Below are 18112 nucleotides of genomic sequence, written 5' to 3' on the forward strand. Positions count from 1 at the left end.
TTATCCGAAAATGCTCCCCTGAGCGCAGGGGAGCGACAGGATTAGAACAGCGCGTTCGGGCAGGCTTCGCCCTTCTCAAGCTGGCTTAAGTTTTGTAGCGTGGTTTCAGAGATGCTGATCAGCGCTTCTGCGGTCAGGAATGCCTGGTGCCCCGTAAACAGTACGTTATGGCAGGCCGACAGACGGCGGAAAACATCATCCTGGATAACATCGTTTGACTTATCTTCAAAGAACAGGTCGCGTTCGTTTTCATACACATCCATCCCCAGCGAGCCGATTTTCTGATTCTTCAGAGCTTCGATAGCCGCCTGGGAATCAATCAGCGCGCCACGACTGGTATTAATGACCATAACGCCATTTTTCATTTGGTCGAATGCCGCATGGTTCAGTAAATGGTAGTTTTCCGGCGTGAGCGGGCAGTGCAGGGAAATGACATCCGATTCGGCAAACAACGTTTGCAGATCCACATACTCGACGCCGAGGTCAAGCGCGGCGGTGCTGGGATAGGGATCAAACGCCAGTAAACGCATTCCGAAGCCTTTCAGGATACGCAGCGCGGCGACGCCGATTTTACCGGTACCAATGACGCCAGCGGTTTTTCCGTGCATGGTAAAGCCGGTCAGTCCCTCAAGGGAAAAGTTAGCGTCGCGGGTGCGTTGATAAGCGCGGTGAATACGGCGGTTCAATGTCATCATCATGCCAATCGCATGTTCAGCGACGGCTTCCGGAGAATAAGCCGGCACGCGGACCACCTGCAAACCGAGCTCTTTAGCGGCATCCAGGTCGACATTATTAAATCCGGCGCAACGCAGCGCGATGTATTTCACGCCGTGTTTTTTCAGCTCTTCCAGTACCGGTCGGCTCCCGTCGTCATTCACGAAGATACAAACTGCCTCACATCCATTGGCGGTTTTCGCCGTTTTCTCGGTCAGCAGAAAATCAAAAAACTCCAGTTCAAAACCGAACGCTTCGTTCACTTGCTGTAGATATTTCTTGTCATACTGTTTGGTACTATAGACGGCGAGTTTCATATGACCTTCTCCAGTGATGTTAGAATCACACAAATATACTTAAAATTATCTTACAAAAAATCAAAAATAATTGATAGTCATACATATAATGAATAATTTTAGGTTATCATTCTCCACAACGCCTCAAATAGCCGGAGGGCGCCCCTGCAACATGCATAACGCATCACCCGCTTGCAACATGAACTATTAGGCTATGTACGGGCAATCATGCCAAAATAAAGAGATAGCCGACTGAATTTTTCGTTAAATCAGGAAATTAATGGCCCATGAAGGGTAAATATAAAGCCGCCCTTGCGCTACTGTTACTGCTGATTCTTGTCCCTCTGACGCTACTGATGACCCTCGGGCTGTGGGTTCCCACTCTGGCGGGAATTTGGCTACCCGTCGGTACCCGTATCGCTCTGGAACAAAGTCCACGCTTGACACGTCATGGGTTAGTGATTCCCGATCTTCGCTATCTGGTCAATGATTGTTCGTTAGCGCATATTACCCAGGCGGAACTGACGCATCCCAGCCGTTGGTTGCTGAATATTAAAAGCCTTAAACTGGATGCCGCGTGCCTGGCGAAACTGCCCGCTTCGGAAGCTTCTCCCGCCGCGCCGCGTACGCTGGCGCAGTGGCAGTCAATGCTGCCCAATACCTGGATTAACATTGATAATGTCATTCTCGCGCCCTGGCCGGAATGGCAGGGCAAGCTGGCGATCTCCATGACGCCGCTCATTCAGCAGATACGTTATCAGGGCGAAAAAGTAAAATTTCAAGGGCAGTTACGCGGTCAGGCATTGACGGTGAGCCAACTGGAGATCGCCGCGCTGGCCAACCAGCCTCCCGTTAGCCTGGCGGGGGAGTTTATGTTGCCGCTGGTACCGGATGGCCTGCCGGTCAGCGGTCATGCGGCAGCGACCTTGCGTCTGCCGCAGGAACCGTCGCTGGTGGATGCGGAACTGGAGTGGCGTGATAACGCCGGACAGCTCATCGTGATGGCGCGAGGTAATCCTGACCCGATTCTCGATCTCCCCTGGGCGGTAACGCGTCAGCGGCTTACCATCAGCGATGGCCGCTGGAACTGGCCATATCAGGGATTCCCCTTGAGCGGACGTCTGGCTTTTAATATCGATAACTGGCAAGCCGGGCCGGATAATGCGCGAGTCAGCGGACGCCTGAATATTCTGACCCAGGGCGATGCCGGTAAAGCGAACGCTGTACTGACTATCGGCCCGGGAAAACTCAGCATGGACAGCAGTGAGATGCCTCTACAGCTTACCGGCGAGGCTAAACAGAAGGATTTAATCTTTTATGCCGTATTGCCCGCTATGTTCCGCGGCAGTCTGGCCGATCCGCAGCTCACCTTTGCACCTGGCGCATTGCTACGCTCGCGCGGACGGGTGATTGATGCGTTAGATATTGATGAAATTCGTTGGCCGCTGGCGGGCGTTAAGGTGACGCCGCGCGGCGTTGATGGTCGATTACAGGCTATTTTACGGGCGCATGAAAATGAGATGGGCGATTTCGTTCTTCATCTTGATGGCCTGGCGAATGATTTTCTCCCTGATGCTGGTCGCTGGCGGTGGCGCTATTGGGGGCAAGGAAGCTTTACGCCAATGCGCGCCCGCTGGGATATTGCCGGACATGGCGAATGGCATGATAACACCATCAGGTTGACCAGTTTGTCCACCGGTTTTGATCAGTTGCACTATGGCGCAATGACTGTCACATCGCCAAGACTGGTGCTGAATAAACCCATTGTCTGGGTTCGCGACGCCACAACGCCGTCGCTACAGGGCGCGCTGTCTCTGGAGGCGGGAAAAACCGTATTTACCAGCGGGAGCGTGCTGCCGCCTTCTACCATTAATTTTAGCGTTGAAGGGCGCGAGCCAACCCTGTTCCAGTTTAAAGGCGACCTTCGGGCGGGGGCGATAGGACCGGTACGGCTGAATGGGCGCTGGGATGGCGAACGCCTTCGCGGACAGGCCTGGTGGCCGAAGCAGTCGCTTATCGTTTTCCAGCCGTTGCTTCCACCAAACTGGAAAATGACGCTGCGCGAAGGCTCACTGTATGCGCAGGTGGCTTTTTCCGCCGCACAGGGGCAGGGGTTTGAAGCTGGTGGACACGGCGTGTTAAAAGGCGGTAGCGCCTGGATGCCGGATAACAAAATCAACGGCGTCGATTTCATTCTGCCATTTCGCTTCCACAACGGCGCGTGGCAATTGGGGACGCGCGGGCCCGTCTCGCTGCGTATTGCCGGGATAGTCAACCAGGTCACGGCGAAAAATATCACCGCTGATTTACAGGGCGGTTATCCCTGGAGCGAGTCGAATCCATTACTGCTAAGCGATGTCAGCGTAGACGTGCTGGGCGGTCAAATCATTATGAAACAGTTGCGAATGCCGCAGCACGACCCGGCGCTTTTGCGGGTGCAAAATATTTCATCCAGCGAATTGATTAGCGCCATAAATCCAAAGCAATTCGCCATGTCTGGTCCGGTTAGCGGCGCGCTGCCGCTGTGGCTGAACAATGAAAAATGGATAATCAAAGATGGCTGGCTTACGAATCCCGGGCCAATGACGTTGCGCATCGATAAAGATACTGCGGATGCGGTGGTGAAGGATAATGTCACGGCAGGCTCGGCGATCAACTGGCTACGTTATATGGAGATTACGCATTCGTGGACGAAAATTAACGTTGATAACCTGGGCGTACTAACGATGCAGGCGGCCATTACCGGCAAAAGCCGGGTAGATGGTAAAACCGCGATCGTTAACTTGAACTATACCCATGAAGAAAATGTGTTTACGCTGTGGCGCAGTTTGCGTTTTGGCGACAATTTACAGGCATGGCTTGAACAAAATACAGCGTTGCCGCAACCTCCTTGCCGGAAAGACAAGGACTGTGAGGATAAATAATGAAAATGAGTATTGCCATGCTGTCAGCGCTTGCGTCATTTATCGTGGTGGGCTGCACGCCACGTATTGAAGTCGCCGCGCCGGAACAGCCGATTACCATCAACATGAATGTAAAGATCGAGCATGAAATACATATCAAAGTCGATAAAGACGTTGAAGAACTCCTGAAATCACGCAGCGATCTATTCTGAGGCCATAATGAAAAAGTATTTAATACTATGGGTGCTGACGCTGAGCTTGCTCACACCTTCTGTGTGGGCCTTAACCCTGGACGAAGCGCGCACGCAGGGCCGGGTCGGGGAAACGCTGAATGGCTATCTGGTGGCCTTAAAGAATGATGCCGAAACCCAGAAGCTGGTGCTTGATATCAATCATGCCCGCCGCGCCAGTTATCAGCAGTTAGCGGATAGCAATCATCTTCCCGTGGACGAGGTGGCGAAGATGGCAGGGCAAAAACTGGTTGAGCGTGCCAGGCCGGGAGAATATGTCCAGGGAATTAATGGCAAATGGATGCGTAAATAACCGCTTCCCGACAATTTTTTTACCGCAAAATGCATTTTTATATTGGTAATTTCTGAATATGAAGGTCGTATTTATATTAGGCGAACCGGAAGGCTATTTCTATACTGTTGGCTGGTATCACTATTCGCGAGAGTAACCAGGTATGACGTCTGAAAAGTTATCTGCTGCCTGCCATTGTGGCAGCGTCGTGTTTACCGTTCAACTTAGCGATGGCTTTCATACCGCCAGGCGCTGCAACTGTTCGTTTTGCCGGATGCGCGGAGCGGTGGCAGTGTCTGCGCCGCTATCGGGTATTAAAGTGCTAAAAGGGCAGGATAAGCTTACCGAATATCGCTTCAATACGGGCAAGGCGGTGCATTTTTTCTGTTCGGTATGCGGGATATATACTTTTCATCAACGTCGATCCAATCCCGATCAATATGGGGTCAATGTGGCGTGCATCGAAAATGTGTCGCCTTTTGATTTCGCCTGCGTTGAAGTCAATGATGGGGTAACGCATCCCAGCGATGGCGGCAGTAGCGGCGTGGTAGGATATTTGCGCTACGAACCGAAGAAGTCACCTCCCGTCGAAACGGGAGGCAAAAATATTTAAGCGGCCACTACGCTGTCAATCGCAGCTTTTGCATCGGCCTGAGCTTTAGCCGCCACTTCCGGCCCGTAGGCGATGCCTTCGGCAAAGACAAAATTCACGTCGGTAATACCGATAAAACCAAGGAACACTTTCAGGTAAGGCGCAATCAAATCCGTCGGGGTGTCTTTATGGATACCGCCGCGACTGGAGAGAACCACCGCGCGTTTACCGGTTACCAGACCTTCCGGGCCTTTTTCGGTATAGCGGAAAGTGATACCGGCGCGGGCAATCAGATCAAAGTAGTTTTTCAGCTGCGTCGGGATATTGAAATTGTACATCGGTGCCGCAATAACGATGACGTCGTGGGCTTTCAGTTCAGCAATGAGTTCATCAGACAGCGCCAGAGCGTCCTGTTGACGTGGCGTTAAAGGCGCATCGCCCGGACGCATCGCGCCCACCAGCTCGCCATCCAGCACCGGAACAGGGTTGGCCGCCAGATCGCGGACAGTAATTTCATCTGCGACGTGTTTTTCGCGCCATTGTTCAATAAAATAGTCAGTCAACTGACCAGACTGAGAGTACCCTGCCAGAATACTGGATTTAAGAACTAATACCTTGCTCATGGGTGTTTCCTTTTATGTGTTTGAAGGGGCGTGCCCCGTTGCTTGTTGACACTTTATTCACAAATATGTCGCAGGGATAGCGCAATATATCGAACCCTTTGTTCGAAATTATTGAACAACACAAAAAAAGCCCCAATGTGGTACTCTATACCTATCATTTAAAACGATTTTAAACAGGCAGAATGCTGCCCAAGAGCTTTATGACTGAACAATCTACGTTGACGCTTCAGGTGTTACAGCAGCGGCTGGATGCACTGATGCTGCGCGACAAACAGCGCTTTGCTCGCCGCCTGCATGGCGTAAAGAAAGTAAAAAATCCTGATGCGCAACAGGCTATTTTCCAGACGATGGCGAAAGAAATTGAACAGGCTGCGGCGCAGGTCGCTCTACGCGAAGCGGCGCGCCCCTCAATCACTTATCCGCAAAATTTACCTGTTAGCCAGAAAAAACAGGACATTCTGGAAGCGATCCGCGATCATCAGGTGGTGATCGTGGCAGGGGAAACCGGTTCCGGTAAAACCACCCAGTTGCCGAAAATTTGTATGGAACTGGGACGCGGAATTAAAGGACTTATTGGACATACTCAGCCGCGTCGCCTGGCGGCGCGCACCGTTGCTAACCGCATTGCCGAAGAGTTGCAAACGGAGCCTGGCGGCTGCATCGGCTATAAAGTTCGTTTCAGCGATCATGTCAGTAGCAACACCATGGTCAAACTGATGACGGACGGTATCCTGCTGGCGGAAATCCAGCAGGACAGGCTATTGATGCAGTATGACACCATCATTATTGATGAAGCGCATGAACGCAGTCTGAATATTGACTTCTTGCTCGGCTATTTGAAAGAGCTTCTGCCGCGTCGCCCCGATCTGAAAGTGATTATTACCTCTGCGACCATCGACCCGGAACGCTTCTCGCGCCACTTTAATAACGCGCCGATTATCGAAGTCTCTGGCCGAACGTATCCCGTAGAAGTTCGTTATCGCCCCATCGTGGAAGAGGCTGACGACACTGAACGCGATCAGCTACAGGCAATTTTCGACGCTGTTGATGAACTGGGGCGTGAAAGTCCCGGCGATATTCTGATTTTTATGAGCGGAGAGCGGGAAATCCGCGATACCGCCGACGCCCTGAACAAGCTGAACTTACGGCATACCGAAGTGTTGCCGCTGTATGCACGCTTGTCGAACAGCGAACAGAACCGCGTTTTCCAGTCGCACAGCGGACGCCGTATCGTGCTGGCGACTAACGTGGCGGAAACCTCGCTGACGGTGCCGGGTATCAAGTATGTGATCGATCCTGGCACTGCGCGCATCAGCCGCTACAGCTACCGCACTAAAGTGCAGCGCCTGCCGATTGAACCGATCTCACAGGCTTCCGCCAACCAGCGTAAAGGGCGTTGCGGACGCGTATCGGAAGGGATCTGCATTCGTCTGTATTCGGAAGATGACTTTTTGTCACGTCCGGAATTTACCGACCCGGAAATTCTACGTACCAACCTGGCGTCGGTTATTTTGCAGATGACCGCCCTGGGGCTGGGTGACATCGCTGCCTTCCCGTTTGTTGAAGCGCCGGATAAGCGCAATATTCAGGATGGCGTGCGTTTGTTGGAAGAGCTGGGGGCGATTACCGCCGACGAACAGCAAACGGCATATAAGCTGACGCCGCTAGGCCGACAATTATCTCAGCTGCCGGTCGACCCGCGCCTGGCGCGTATGGTTCTGGAAGCGCAAAAGCATGGCTGTGTGCGCGAAGCGATGATCATTACTTCCGCACTCTCTATTCAGGATCCGCGCGAGCGCCCAGTGGACAAGCAGCAGGCTTCCGATGAGAAACACCGGCGCTTCCATGATAAGGAGTCCGATTTTCTGGCGTTTGTTAACCTGTGGAATTACCTCGGCGAGCAACAAAAGGCCCTGTCGTCGAATCAATTCCGCCGTCTGTGTCGCACCGACTATCTGAACTATTTACGCGTGCGTGAGTGGCAGGATATCTATACCCAACTGCGTCAGGTGGTAAAAGAACTGGGGATTCCGGTAAACAGCGAACCCGCAGAATACCGGGAAATTCACGTTGCGTTGTTAACGGGGCTGTTGTCGCATATCGGGATGAAAGATGCCGATAAACAAGAGTACACCGGCGCGCGTAACGCCCGATTCTCTATTTTCCCCGGTTCCGGTTTATTCAAAAAACCGCCGAAATGGACAATGGTCGCAGAACTGGTGGAGACCAGCCGTTTGTGGGGGCGCATCGCTGCCCGCATTGAGCCAGAATGGGTGGAACCGGTAGCCCAGCACCTGATTAAACGTTCATATAGCGAACCGCACTGGGAGCGGGCGCAAGGCGCGGTGATGGCGACGGAAAAGGTTACTGTCTACGGTCTGCCGATTGTCGCCGCGCGCAAGGTGAATTACAGCCAGATTGACCCGGCGTTGTGTCGCGAGTTGTTCATCCGCCATGCGCTGGTGGAGGGGGACTGGCAAACCCGTCATGCCTTCTTCCGTGAGAATCTAAAATTGCGTGCGGAAGTCGAGGAACTTGAGCACAAATCTCGCCGCCGCGATATCCTGGTGGATGACGATACCCTGTTTGAGTTTTATGACCAGCGTATTAGCCATGACGTTATTTCCGCCCGCCACTTTGATAGTTGGTGGAAAAAAATCAGCCGCGAGACGCCGGATCTGCTCAACTTTGAAAAAAGTATGCTGATTAAAGAAGGCGCGGAAAAAATCAGCAAACTGGATTACCCGAACTTCTGGCACCAGGGCAATCTCAAGCTGCGTTTGAGCTATCAGTTTGAACCGGGCGCGGATGCTGACGGCGTGACCGTCCATATTCCGTTGCCGCTACTTAACCAGGTTGACGAGAGCGGTTTTGAATGGCAGATCCCAGGGCTGCGCCGTGAATTAGTTATTGCGCTGATTAAATCGTTGCCAAAACCGGTACGTCGCAACTTTGTTCCGGCGCCAAACTATGCTGAAGCGTTTTTAGGTCGCGTAACGCCGCTGGAGCTGCCGCTGCTGGACGCTCTGGAGCGTGAACTGCGCCGGATGACCGGCGTCACGGTCGACCGGGAAGACTGGCATTGGGATCAGGTGCCCGAGCATCTGAAAATCACGTTTCGCGTGGTGAATGACAAAAACAAGAAACTGCAGGAAGGGCGTTCGCTCGCCGAGCTTAAAAATGCGCTGAAAGGCAAAGTGCAGGAGACGCTCTCGGCGGTGGCGGATGACGGCATCGAGCAGAGCGGGCTGCATATCTGGAGTTTCGGCGAGCTGCCGGAAAGCTACGAACAGAAACGCGGTAATTATAAAGTGAAGGCGTGGCCGGCGTTAGTGGATGAGCGTGACAGCGTCGCTATCAAATTGTTTGATAATCCGCTGGAACAACAACAGGCGATGTGGTGCGGTTTACGCCGTCTGCTGTTGCTCAACATTCCTTCACCGATTAAGTATCTGCATGAGAAATTGCCGAATAAAGCCAAGCTGGGGCTGTACTTTAACCCGTACGGCAAAGTACTGGAGTTGATTGATGACTGTATTGCCTGCGGGGTAGATAAACTGATAGATGCCAACGGCGGACCGGTGTGGAGCGAAGCAGGTTTCACCGCGCTGCACGAAAAGGTACGCGCCGAGCTGAATGATACTGTGGTGGATATCGCGAAGCAGGTTGAGCGGATCCTGACGACCGTATTCAATATCAATAAGCGTCTGAAAGGGCGGGTGGATATGAGCATGGCGTTGGGGCTTTCCGATATCAAGGCGCAGATGAGCGGTCTGGTATACCGTGGTTTTGTGACTGGCAACGGCTTTAAACGTCTCGGCGATACGCTGCGTTATCTGCAGGCAATTGAAAAGCGGCTGGAGAAACTGGCTGTCGATCCGCACCGCGATCGGGCGCAAATGCTGAAAGTCGAAAGCGTCCAGCAGGCGTGGCAACAATGGATAAATAAATTGCCTCCAGCGCGTCGCGAAGATGATGATGTTAAAGAGATCCGTTGGATGATTGAAGAACTGCGTGTCAGTTATTTCGCGCAACAGCTCGGTACGCCTTATCCTATTTCCGATAAGCGTATTTTACAGGCCATGGATCAGATTACGGCCTAAAAAGCCAGGCGACGACGTCTTTCAAAGAGATCCGGTACAAGTTCGGAACAAAAAGGAGGAATTATGAATACAACGCCATTTCCGGCGCTCTCTGCGGAAACATTGCTGGCGGTGAATACCGTCGGACAGTGGCTGGCGCAAAATGATTTTTCCGGCGAACAACCTTATTCGTCGGATTGCGTCGTCCTGGCGGGCAATGCGGTGATCCCCACTATCGACGCGGCCTGTCGCATCGCCAAAGCGCAAGGCGTTCCTTTACTGATTAGCGGCGGTATAGGCCATTCGACGCCGTTTTTGTACGCCGTGATTGCCCGGCATCCGCGCTACCACACTATTCGCACAAGCGGACGCGCTGAAGCCGCTATCCTCGCGGATATCGCGAACCAGTTCTGGCATATTCCGGCTGAGAAAATTTGGCTGGAAGATCGGTCAACTAATTGCGGCGAAAATGCCCGTTTCTCCTGCGCACTGATCCGTCAGGCGAAAGAAAACATTAACACGGCTATCGTTGTGCAAGACCCCACCATGCAGCGGCGCACAATCGCGGCGTTTCGGCGCGTGACAAACGACGACACCGATGCGCCACGCTGGCTGAGTTTTCCTGGCTTTGTTCCGGTACTGCGCCACCTTAATGACGGTACACGTTTTGCCAATGTTGAAGAGGGCATCTGGACGGTGGAGCGTTATCTGTCTCTGATTGCCGGCGAGCTGCCACGTTTGCGTGACGATGAAACAGGGTATGGACCGCGTGGTAAAGATTTTATCATTCACGTTGATATCCCACGTGATATTGAAAACGCATGGCAGGTATTGCAGGCAGATACTACGCTGCGCAGTGCGTTAGAACAGAGAGCTTTACGCTAAAAATCGCCCGTTTGCGAGGGTGAACGGGCAAGTGCGACCACCATCTCATAAATTTGATGAATTATTTATAAAAGCTGGTTATGTTGTCGCTTTACGGTTTTCATTCAGGACGCGCTATGGGCAATAAGTATTCCGGCCTGCAAATTGGTATTCACTGGTTAGTCTTTTTTCTGGTTATTGTGGCTTACGCCGCGATGGAGCTACGCGGTTTTGCGCCGCGTAGTTATCGGCCCTGGTTTAATATGACGCACGTTTCATGTGGTATCACTATTTTGCTTTTAATGGTGGCACGCTTGTTTATTCGGCTGAAATATCCCACGCCGCCCATTGTTCCTCGTCCAAAACCGATGATGACCGGAATGGCGCATTTAGGACATCTGGTGATTTACCTGTTATTTATCGTGCTGCCTGTTATTGGTCTGGTCATGATGTATAACCGCGGCAATCCTTGGGTCGCATTTGGCATTACTATGCCCCATGCCGCCGAAGCTAACTTTGAACGCGTAGATATGCTGAAATCCTGGCACGTCACGCTGGCGAATCTGGGCTATTTTGTTATTGGACTTCATGCCATCGCTGCTTTGATGCATCACTATTTCTGGAAAGACAATACGCTGTTACGGATGATGCCGCGTAAGCGTGACTGACCGTCCTGTATGACGTTTGTCGCAGGCGGGGTTAACCGCTTTAGGCAAACAAGGCATCTATCAGAGGGGATGGCGTATTCCATACAGAAAACGCCTGCGTCTAACCAGGACCCGTGACGCAGGCGAAGGAGGACGGGTCTACATCGGAAGCGGGTATTATACTTATTTGTATGACAAATAAAATAAGCAATTGCTATTCCGTAATCCAATGTTTAATCAACGGGTTAAACCCACATGATCGCGCTGCCCGACCGCTCGGGAGTGCCTACACTTACGATGAACGTGGCGTAGTGGCGGAAAATAGCGCAACGGCGCCATGTTGCTCCAAAGTCACCTTAGCAAAATGTTCGTCCAACACGCTGCGTAACGTATCGGCTGAATCATTGGTATTACTGAATATTCCTTTCTTGTTATAAACAGCCATCAATTTCTTGCCAAAAGCATTGTGAGGAACCTCTTTGCCCAGAATCGTGGCACCAAAAAGTGTGCCGCCGGGTTTAAGCGCCATACCGGCATTTTTAATTGCCTTCGCTTTTGTTGTCATCTCACCAGGTAAGCAGTGCAGAAGATAGTACATCGAAACGGAATCGAAGCGCCCGTGCCAGTCCGCCGGGAACGTGTCGAAAACATCGTGTTGTAGTGTGGCGCAGATTTTTGTATTACCCACTCGGCTGGCGGCTATTTTCAGGCTATCCGGATTTAAATCCATCAGCGAAATGGCATGAGTCGCAGGTGCATGCTTCAGGTAATAACCTGTACCTACGCCAATATCCAGGTGAGTCTCGCCCATGTGATGCAGGAAGAAAGGAAGTAGTCGCGTATCAGTAGGGCACTTCCAGGCATATTTGTTTGAGATATTGAGTACCCACCAGTCATATAAGCTAAGCGTGAATGGGTTATAGACTTTTGCGCCTGATTGTTGTGTATGCTTCATTGTTCTCTCACTAAATAATTTCGCGCTGGAATTAAAACAACGAAGCAATCGTTAGGCAAGCATTAATCAGGTGAGTGAGTAATTTAATGCGACGAATAAAGGCGATATTATGAGTTAAGCGGTTATCTTAAAGAAGATAGAGGATAATAATAGCTGGCAAATGAATTGGACAGTTATATTATTATAAGCTGATAATTAATAATCGTTAATATACACATATTAAGCCCTATGATAATAGCATGCAATTAAATGCAGGAGGAACAATATTTATTCATACATATAAAGCGATTATTGCACATTAATTGATATTTTAAATGTTACGATGAGATAGCCATCTTGATTTAATATCACCTACCCGGAGGCGATATGATTGAGGTTTTTGAAGCGTTTGGCTGGACCTTACTTTTAGGCGGTCTGGCAGTGGCAGTACTGTTTATCACTGCACTGGATAAAAAACGGTAATCATTGCATTTGACGCGTCTGTTGAGTCGGTATTACAAATAATTGTACCTGAAATCTACCACTTCTGAAGTTTGCGATATTTTGCCATTCTGACGGCAAGGGGTAATCCTGACTGAAGTTACCGCCGCTTATCAACCAGACACGATGGTGACTTTTTGAAAGCGTTGCCAGAGTATCAATATATGTCTGATCGGCTTGCGCATAAAACAGTGAACCAAAGCCATAGGCATTCGGTCTGCCTGATGTTCCGTGTGCGTTAGGCGGTGTATAAAGAAATGTACGATAATCTCGCTTATTATAATACACATAACTTAAATAATCGAACATTTTACTGACTACCACGGCATCATTAGGCTGGTGACGGGTATTAATATAGTTTACCAGTGGTTTAAACTCGTCTATGTGCTCAGGGTTATTATGATATGAACCATAGCCGAATAATAAGGTGAATAAGATAAACCAGAAGCCACAAACCGCTTTTTTTGCGCGGGTAAGTAATACCGCGAGCAGGGGAGGAATGCTCAGCGATGAGAAGAAGAAATAACGATCGATAAATAACGGCATCCACCAGGAAATGATGAAGACCAGCATTACAGGGATGACCAGATTACAAAATAATATCAGCTGATATCTTTCATATTCTCCGTTGTATAAAGATATTCGCCCCACAGTACCGATAAAACCTCCCACAGCCAGCCACAGAATGAACGACGGAAAACCCTGTCCGTTGTTTCCGGTAAAAAATGCCAGTACATCGCAGGCAGGTCACGCCATGTTACGGGGGGAATCCAACCGATATCATTACCGGCTCTCAACTGCGCCAGATGAGTCAGTAAATTAAACAATACGGGCAACCAGGGGAGATAAGCGACAGCAATCGCCAGGTTAGCAAACCACCAGCCAGGAAGTTTAAGGTAGCAGGCCGTTTTATGGCTTTGGCAGGATAATATTGTTACTGCGATCCAGTGGGCAATAAGTGCAAATAGGGTGAAATAATGGGTGTAAAAGCTGAACGTCATAAGTAAAGCATACGCGACAAGATAGCGATTATGGGTGGGTGTTTTTATCCACATCATCAATGCTAACGCGGCTGCGAGCGTTAGCATTCCCATTAACGCGTACATGCGCGTTTCTTGACTGTAATGGACTGCCATCGGCATCAGGGCGGCAAACCATCCTGCCAATAAGGCTGTACGCTCATTTGCCAGCCATCGCGTAAGCGCGATAACCAGCACAACTGTCAGGATCCCAAAGAGTAGACTGAGAGAGCGTACCGCTGCAATGCTATCACCCCATAATATGATCCAGCCATGCAGTAACAGATAATAAAGCGGGGGATGCACGTCAAAAGCGGCATGGAAGAGCAGATTATCTACGCTATGTCGACTAATCAGCACGCTGGACGCTTCGTCACACCAAAGGTAGCGGTCAGTTATAAACAGCAACCGTATAAGGACGGAGAATATGACAATGAGACAAACATGATATTTATACTTTATTTTTCTTAACCCATCGCCGGGCTGCCATATTGATAGTTGTGGTAGCGCCATAATATCCTCAATGGAGTAAGACTTAGACCAGAATGGACACCTAACGCAATAATGAAGGTTAAAATATTAACCAACACTAAATAAAAATAACTTTGATAATGTCAGCGATGAATTAATCAGAATAGTGCAGTGCAACTCAGTAATCCTGACCGTAATGGCGAAGCAGTCTATGCTCTAAAAACCGGGTCAAACCGACAATAAAGGTAACGCCAATAAGGTACACTATGGCGGCAAAAAGGTAAGCATGGAAGAATTTAAAGCTGGTTGCAGCAACCTCCTGAATTCGCGCGAAAAACTCAGTATATTGGATAAGAAAAACGATGGTGCTGTCTTTAAGGTTATTAATCACCTGATTCGTTAAGGCTGGAATGGAAGACAGCAATACCTGAGGCAGTATAATCCACAAAAAGACCTGCCGTTTGTTCAACCCCTGAACGACTGCGGCCTCCGTTTCATATTTATTCAATGCGTTATAGGCCGTTGTCATGTACGCGGCATTATATGCGCCGACGTTTAAAGTAAACCCTGTAACCGCCACGGTAAAAGAGGACAGGTGAATGCCAGATTGAGGTAAACCATAATAGATAACAAACAGAATAAGAATGAGTGGCGTACCGATAAAGAAATCCATGTACAGTCGAGTTATGGCTTTTACCACGGGGCGATGGCTCAGGCTCAGAAAGAAAATAATAATTCCCCACAAAAAACCGGTGATGGAAACAATCAGCGCAAGTTTACAGGTTTCTTTAATACCGTCCACAACAAGTGGCAGTTGTTCAGTCAGGTCATTAAAGAAGAGAGACCAGCCAGCGATCATCGTTGTGCCTCGCTAAAAAAACAGTGGATATCTGGATCCGTTTCTCGTAAAGCAAGATCGGTAAAAGCGCCTTCTGCACGAATTTTGCCATGATTAAGAAACGTTACGTTATCGCTTAGTAATCTGGCGAGGCGAATATCATGAGTGACGCATAATATAGTGACGCCATTGTCGTGAAGTTGCTTGATCAACATTCCGACTTCACGAGTCATGAGCGGATCAAGCGCAGACGTCGGCTCATCAAAAATAATGAGTTCTGGGTCGGTGACCATTGTTCGGGCCAGGGCGACGCGCTGTTGCTGGCCGCCCGATAATTGCGAAGGGTATTTCGCGCTATGCGAGGCCATATCAAGTTTTTGTAGCTCATGTAAGGCTTTCTCCCGGGCTAGTTGTCCCGGCATGCCAAACACTTTACATAGGGCAAGGGTAATGTTATCCATAACGTTAAGATGGCGATACAAAGCGTAATTCTGGAAGACACAACCAACTTTTTTTCTGAACTCAAGAATAGTAAATTCCTTGTCATAAATATTTCTCCCGTGAAAATAAATATCACCATAATCAGGCTCTTCTAATCGAAGCAGACAGCGTAAAAGCGTCGTTTTTCCACAACCCGATGGCCCCATGACTACTTTCATGTCTCCCGATTGAATTTTCAGACTAACCGTATCAAGAACCTTTTTTCCTGAATATTCCTTACTTATCTCTTTTAGTTCCAGTAAAGCCATGAGTATCACCTCTATTTTTATGCTTCAACTGATGCGATATTTTTTCTCAAACACTCCGGCCAGAAGAGTAAAAAATTTATAAATAATGAAATATAATACACCGGCAAGAGTATAAATCTGTAACCCGTTCAGCGTGATGGCTGTCAGTGACATTGCCTGCTTCGTTATTTCAGCGATACCTACAGTATAAGCAAAGGGCGTCGCTTTTAATACAGAAGAAAACTCATTGATAATACCGGGCACAGAAAATCGCAACATCTGTGGCAACTCAATATTTAATATAATCTGTAATTGACGCATTCCTGCTACTTTCGCTACCGTGATTTCGAATGGCTCAACTAATTTAAGCGCCCCTCTGAACACCTCGGCAAGATAACTCCCGCTGATTAAGCCGACGCTGAGGTTCATGGCTACCAGAGGTGAAACATATATGCCAATCGATGGCAATCCAAAATAAACAAGAAAAACAGCAATAAGTATTGGAATTCCCCGAAGAATAAAGACCAGTACGTCGAGTATCTTCTGTAGTGGAAGGGGGGATAGTCGCCGTAATACGGCGACTGTAAGCCCGGTAAAAAACGCTGAGAGAAAACAGGTAAAGGTTACAAGCAGCGTATTACCAATCCCTTCCAATAGGAAATAAAAGATAGCCAGCATATTACCTGATGACATAGCTTACTATTTCATCCAGCTATCGACGATGCCAGATATTTTTTGTGGCCCTTGCTCTTTAAGCCATAAGTTAAAATCATCGCGCACGGGAGAGCCTTTCTTAAAGGCAATGCCAAGCTGATCAACATTCTTGAAAACATAACGACTTTCTATCGGCATCTTTTTCTTATTTTTGAAGGTAAAATAAACCGGCTCTTCTATAAAAGCCAGATCAAGATTACCATTTTTTAGATCAGCCATCGTCTCATTATATGTTGGATATAATTTTACTTTACTTAACGAGTAGTATCCTTTGGGCTCCAGATCGTTTTTGATAAGGTCGGAGTAAGCCATTCCTCGAGGGTATCCAATAGAATATTGATTTAATTCATTGAGGTTATTGAGCGTTATTTTATGATTAGCCATACTGACCAGATAAAAAGAGTTGATGTAATAAGGTTCAGAAAAATCAATAACTTTCTTACGTTTATCTGTGATTGAAATTCCCGAAAATGCGACATCTGCCTGACCACTCGCCACTGCGCCAAGCATTCCATCCCAGGCATATTCGGTGATGTTTAGCTTACAATGCCGTGACTGACAGTAAGACGAAAAAAGCTCCAGATCTATCCCCTGCAATTTGCCATCAGCACTTTTAAATAACATAGGGGGAGAGGCCGGTGATACTGCGACATTGAGTGTTTTCCCTTCAACGATGCTATCAGCAAAAGCTGAAGACGACATTATTCCCAACACTATCATCGATAAGCCAATTTTTTTGAATAACATGCTATCTATTTCCTGTAGTAAGGTAATGTGTATTATAAATTAAGCATTAGGGCGTGAACCTGACATTTGCAGGCGTAAAGTACTTAACGTTATGTATTCCATCGCTGTTAACTAATTTAATCAGGAGGTTTGACAGGAATCATCAAAGGGAATGGATTGAATATACCATGAGATATCAACTGGATATGAGTGCAGCGACCCCATGAAAGGTGAAAATGTAAAAATACCATAGACATTAGTATACTGGACATAGTTTATGCTCCATTTACGCATACATATTTACATGATAAGCAGATAAATGCTTCAGTGACGGTGTATTTAATGTCTCTAAGTATCATCTTGCCACTCTATCCAGGGCCAATATAAAGACTTATCTTTGCTTGTCAAATACATTTTCTGAGCTAATTTGATTTGCGTGCTATCTATATTTGCAAGCATATAAATTATTTATCCTATGAACAAACGACAACAAATCAGGAGTTCTGACGATGTTGTTATGTTTATCAAAACGTTAACTTGTTTTAATCGACAATAATCTTAATTCAGAAATATCTTAATATATGCGGTTGTCGAGATAAAATTCTCAAATTAACATCGTACATCTTATGTAATAAATATAAATACGATAAATAAATCCAAAACTGAGACTGCCAACCGGATAACAAACAGCAATAAAGAGGGCTCTTCATTAAGTTATCCTGGCAATGGTTAAGGTGGTAACATTTTTGGTGGCTTTACCCATTTTAATCGTGTTCACAACACGTTAATTACCTTATGATTACCATGGTAATTAAAAATGAATCCTCGATGACTCGATGACTCGTTGGCTGAATGAAAAGAAAATTCTACATCACATAGGCGCATGTATCGCGTATAATGGGCTCCGATGTCCCTAATCATTGCTATGACATAATAAT

14 protein-coding genes and 1 pseudogene are annotated in these 18112 nt (G+C 48.3%); 7 read left to right on the forward strand and 8 right to left on the reverse strand.

The features are described from left to right. Positions 1–41 precede the first annotated feature (41 nt). A complete protein-coding gene (ldhA, locus tag ACLJPE_RS03075) occupies positions 42–1031 on the reverse strand; it encodes a D-lactate dehydrogenase (protein ID WP_000762206.1) in 990 nt (329 codons plus the stop codon). A gap of 266 nt (positions 1032–1297) precedes the next feature. Between ldhA and ACLJPE_RS03080 the strand changes: the two genes are divergently transcribed. The 4 genes from ACLJPE_RS03080 to ACLJPE_RS03095 all read left to right on the forward strand — a co-directional run bounded on the left by ACLJPE_RS03080 (position 1298) and on the right by ACLJPE_RS03095 (position 5048). Beyond that, complete coding sequence (locus ACLJPE_RS03080) at positions 1298–3934, forward strand: YdbH family protein (RefSeq protein ID WP_023233340.1); 2637 nt, start codon at positions 1298–1300, stop codon at positions 3932–3934. After that, positions 3934–4125 (forward strand): YnbE family lipoprotein, encoded by a 192-nt coding sequence (locus ACLJPE_RS03085; RefSeq protein WP_000784063.1) that lies wholly within the window; start codon positions 3934–3936, stop codon positions 4123–4125. Before ACLJPE_RS03080 ends, ACLJPE_RS03085 begins: the two co-directional genes overlap by 1 nt. 7 nt (positions 4126–4132) lie before the next feature. Then, positions 4133–4456 carry a YdbL family protein gene (locus ACLJPE_RS03090; protein WP_000760345.1) on the forward strand — a complete coding sequence of 108 codons (324 nt, stop codon included), beginning with the start codon at positions 4133–4135 and terminating at the stop codon, positions 4454–4456. A 142-nt stretch (positions 4457–4598) separates the two neighbouring features. Further along, positions 4599–5048 carry a GFA family protein gene (locus ACLJPE_RS03095; RefSeq protein WP_001518898.1) on the forward strand — a complete coding sequence of 150 codons (450 nt, stop codon included), beginning with the start codon at positions 4599–4601 and terminating at the stop codon, positions 5046–5048. Here the strand turns inward: ACLJPE_RS03095 and azoR are convergent. Next, complete coding sequence (gene azoR / locus ACLJPE_RS03100) at positions 5045–5650, reverse strand: FMN-dependent NADH-azoreductase (RefSeq protein WP_000048924.1); 606 nt, start codon at positions 5648–5650, stop codon at positions 5045–5047. The two genes, ACLJPE_RS03095 and azoR, sit on opposite strands and share 4 nt — an antisense overlap. Positions 5651–5850: 200 nt before the next feature. Here azoR and hrpA point away from each other — a divergent pair, with 200 nt between their 5' ends. The 3 genes from hrpA (at position 5851) to cybB (ending at position 11264) form a co-directional block, all read left to right on the forward strand. Then, positions 5851–9753: an ATP-dependent RNA helicase HrpA gene (gene hrpA, locus ACLJPE_RS03105; RefSeq protein ID WP_001550139.1), complete on the forward strand. Its 3903-nt coding sequence runs from the start codon at positions 5851–5853 to the stop codon at positions 9751–9753. A gap of 63 nt (positions 9754–9816) precedes the next feature. After that, positions 9817–10617 (forward strand): YdcF family protein, encoded by an 801-nt coding sequence (locus ACLJPE_RS03110; protein ID WP_001098497.1) that lies wholly within the window; start codon positions 9817–9819, stop codon positions 10615–10617. Positions 10618–10733: 116 nt separating this feature from the next. Then, on the forward strand, positions 10734–11264 hold the full coding sequence (cybB, locus tag ACLJPE_RS03115) for a cytochrome b561 (protein WP_000527275.1): 531 nt from the start codon (positions 10734–10736) through the stop codon (positions 11262–11264). Between the two features lie 271 nt (positions 11265–11535). Here the strand turns inward: cybB and ACLJPE_RS03120 are convergent, their stop codons facing one another. The 6 genes and pseudogenes from ACLJPE_RS03120 to ACLJPE_RS03145 form a co-directional block, all read right to left on the reverse strand. Then, the gene (locus tag ACLJPE_RS03120; RefSeq protein ID WP_023233339.1) at positions 11536–12198 is read right to left on the reverse strand and encodes a class I SAM-dependent methyltransferase; all 663 of its coding nucleotides are present in this window, start codon (positions 12196–12198) and stop codon (positions 11536–11538) included. A gap of 462 nt (positions 12199–12660) precedes the next feature. After that, positions 12661–14210, reverse strand: a pseudogene (locus tag ACLJPE_RS03125) (glycosyltransferase family 39 protein). Between the two features lie 136 nt (positions 14211–14346). Continuing rightward, the gene (locus ACLJPE_RS03130; protein WP_000560165.1) at positions 14347–15027 is read right to left on the reverse strand and encodes an amino acid ABC transporter permease; all 681 of its coding nucleotides are present in this window, start codon (positions 15025–15027) and stop codon (positions 14347–14349) included. Then, entirely contained in the window at positions 15024–15755 is a 732-nt protein-coding gene (locus tag ACLJPE_RS03135; protein ID WP_001185901.1) for an amino acid ABC transporter ATP-binding protein, read from the reverse strand. Before ACLJPE_RS03135 ends, ACLJPE_RS03130 begins: the two co-directional genes overlap by 4 nt. Positions 15756–15779: 24 nt before the next feature. Further along, positions 15780–16427, reverse strand: coding sequence for an amino acid ABC transporter permease (locus ACLJPE_RS03140; RefSeq protein ID WP_024155164.1), 648 nt, complete (start codon positions 16425–16427; stop codon positions 15780–15782). Positions 16428–16433: 6 nt separating this feature from the next. Continuing rightward, on the reverse strand, positions 16434–17195 hold the full coding sequence (locus tag ACLJPE_RS03145; RefSeq protein WP_001629378.1) for a transporter substrate-binding domain-containing protein: 762 nt from the start codon (positions 17193–17195) through the stop codon (positions 16434–16436). Positions 17196–18112: the final 917 nt, after the last annotated feature.

It is taken from the genome of Salmonella sp. SAL04196 (assembly GCF_046550835.1).
GTDB lineage: Bacteria > Pseudomonadota > Gammaproteobacteria > Enterobacterales > Enterobacteriaceae > Salmonella > Salmonella enterica.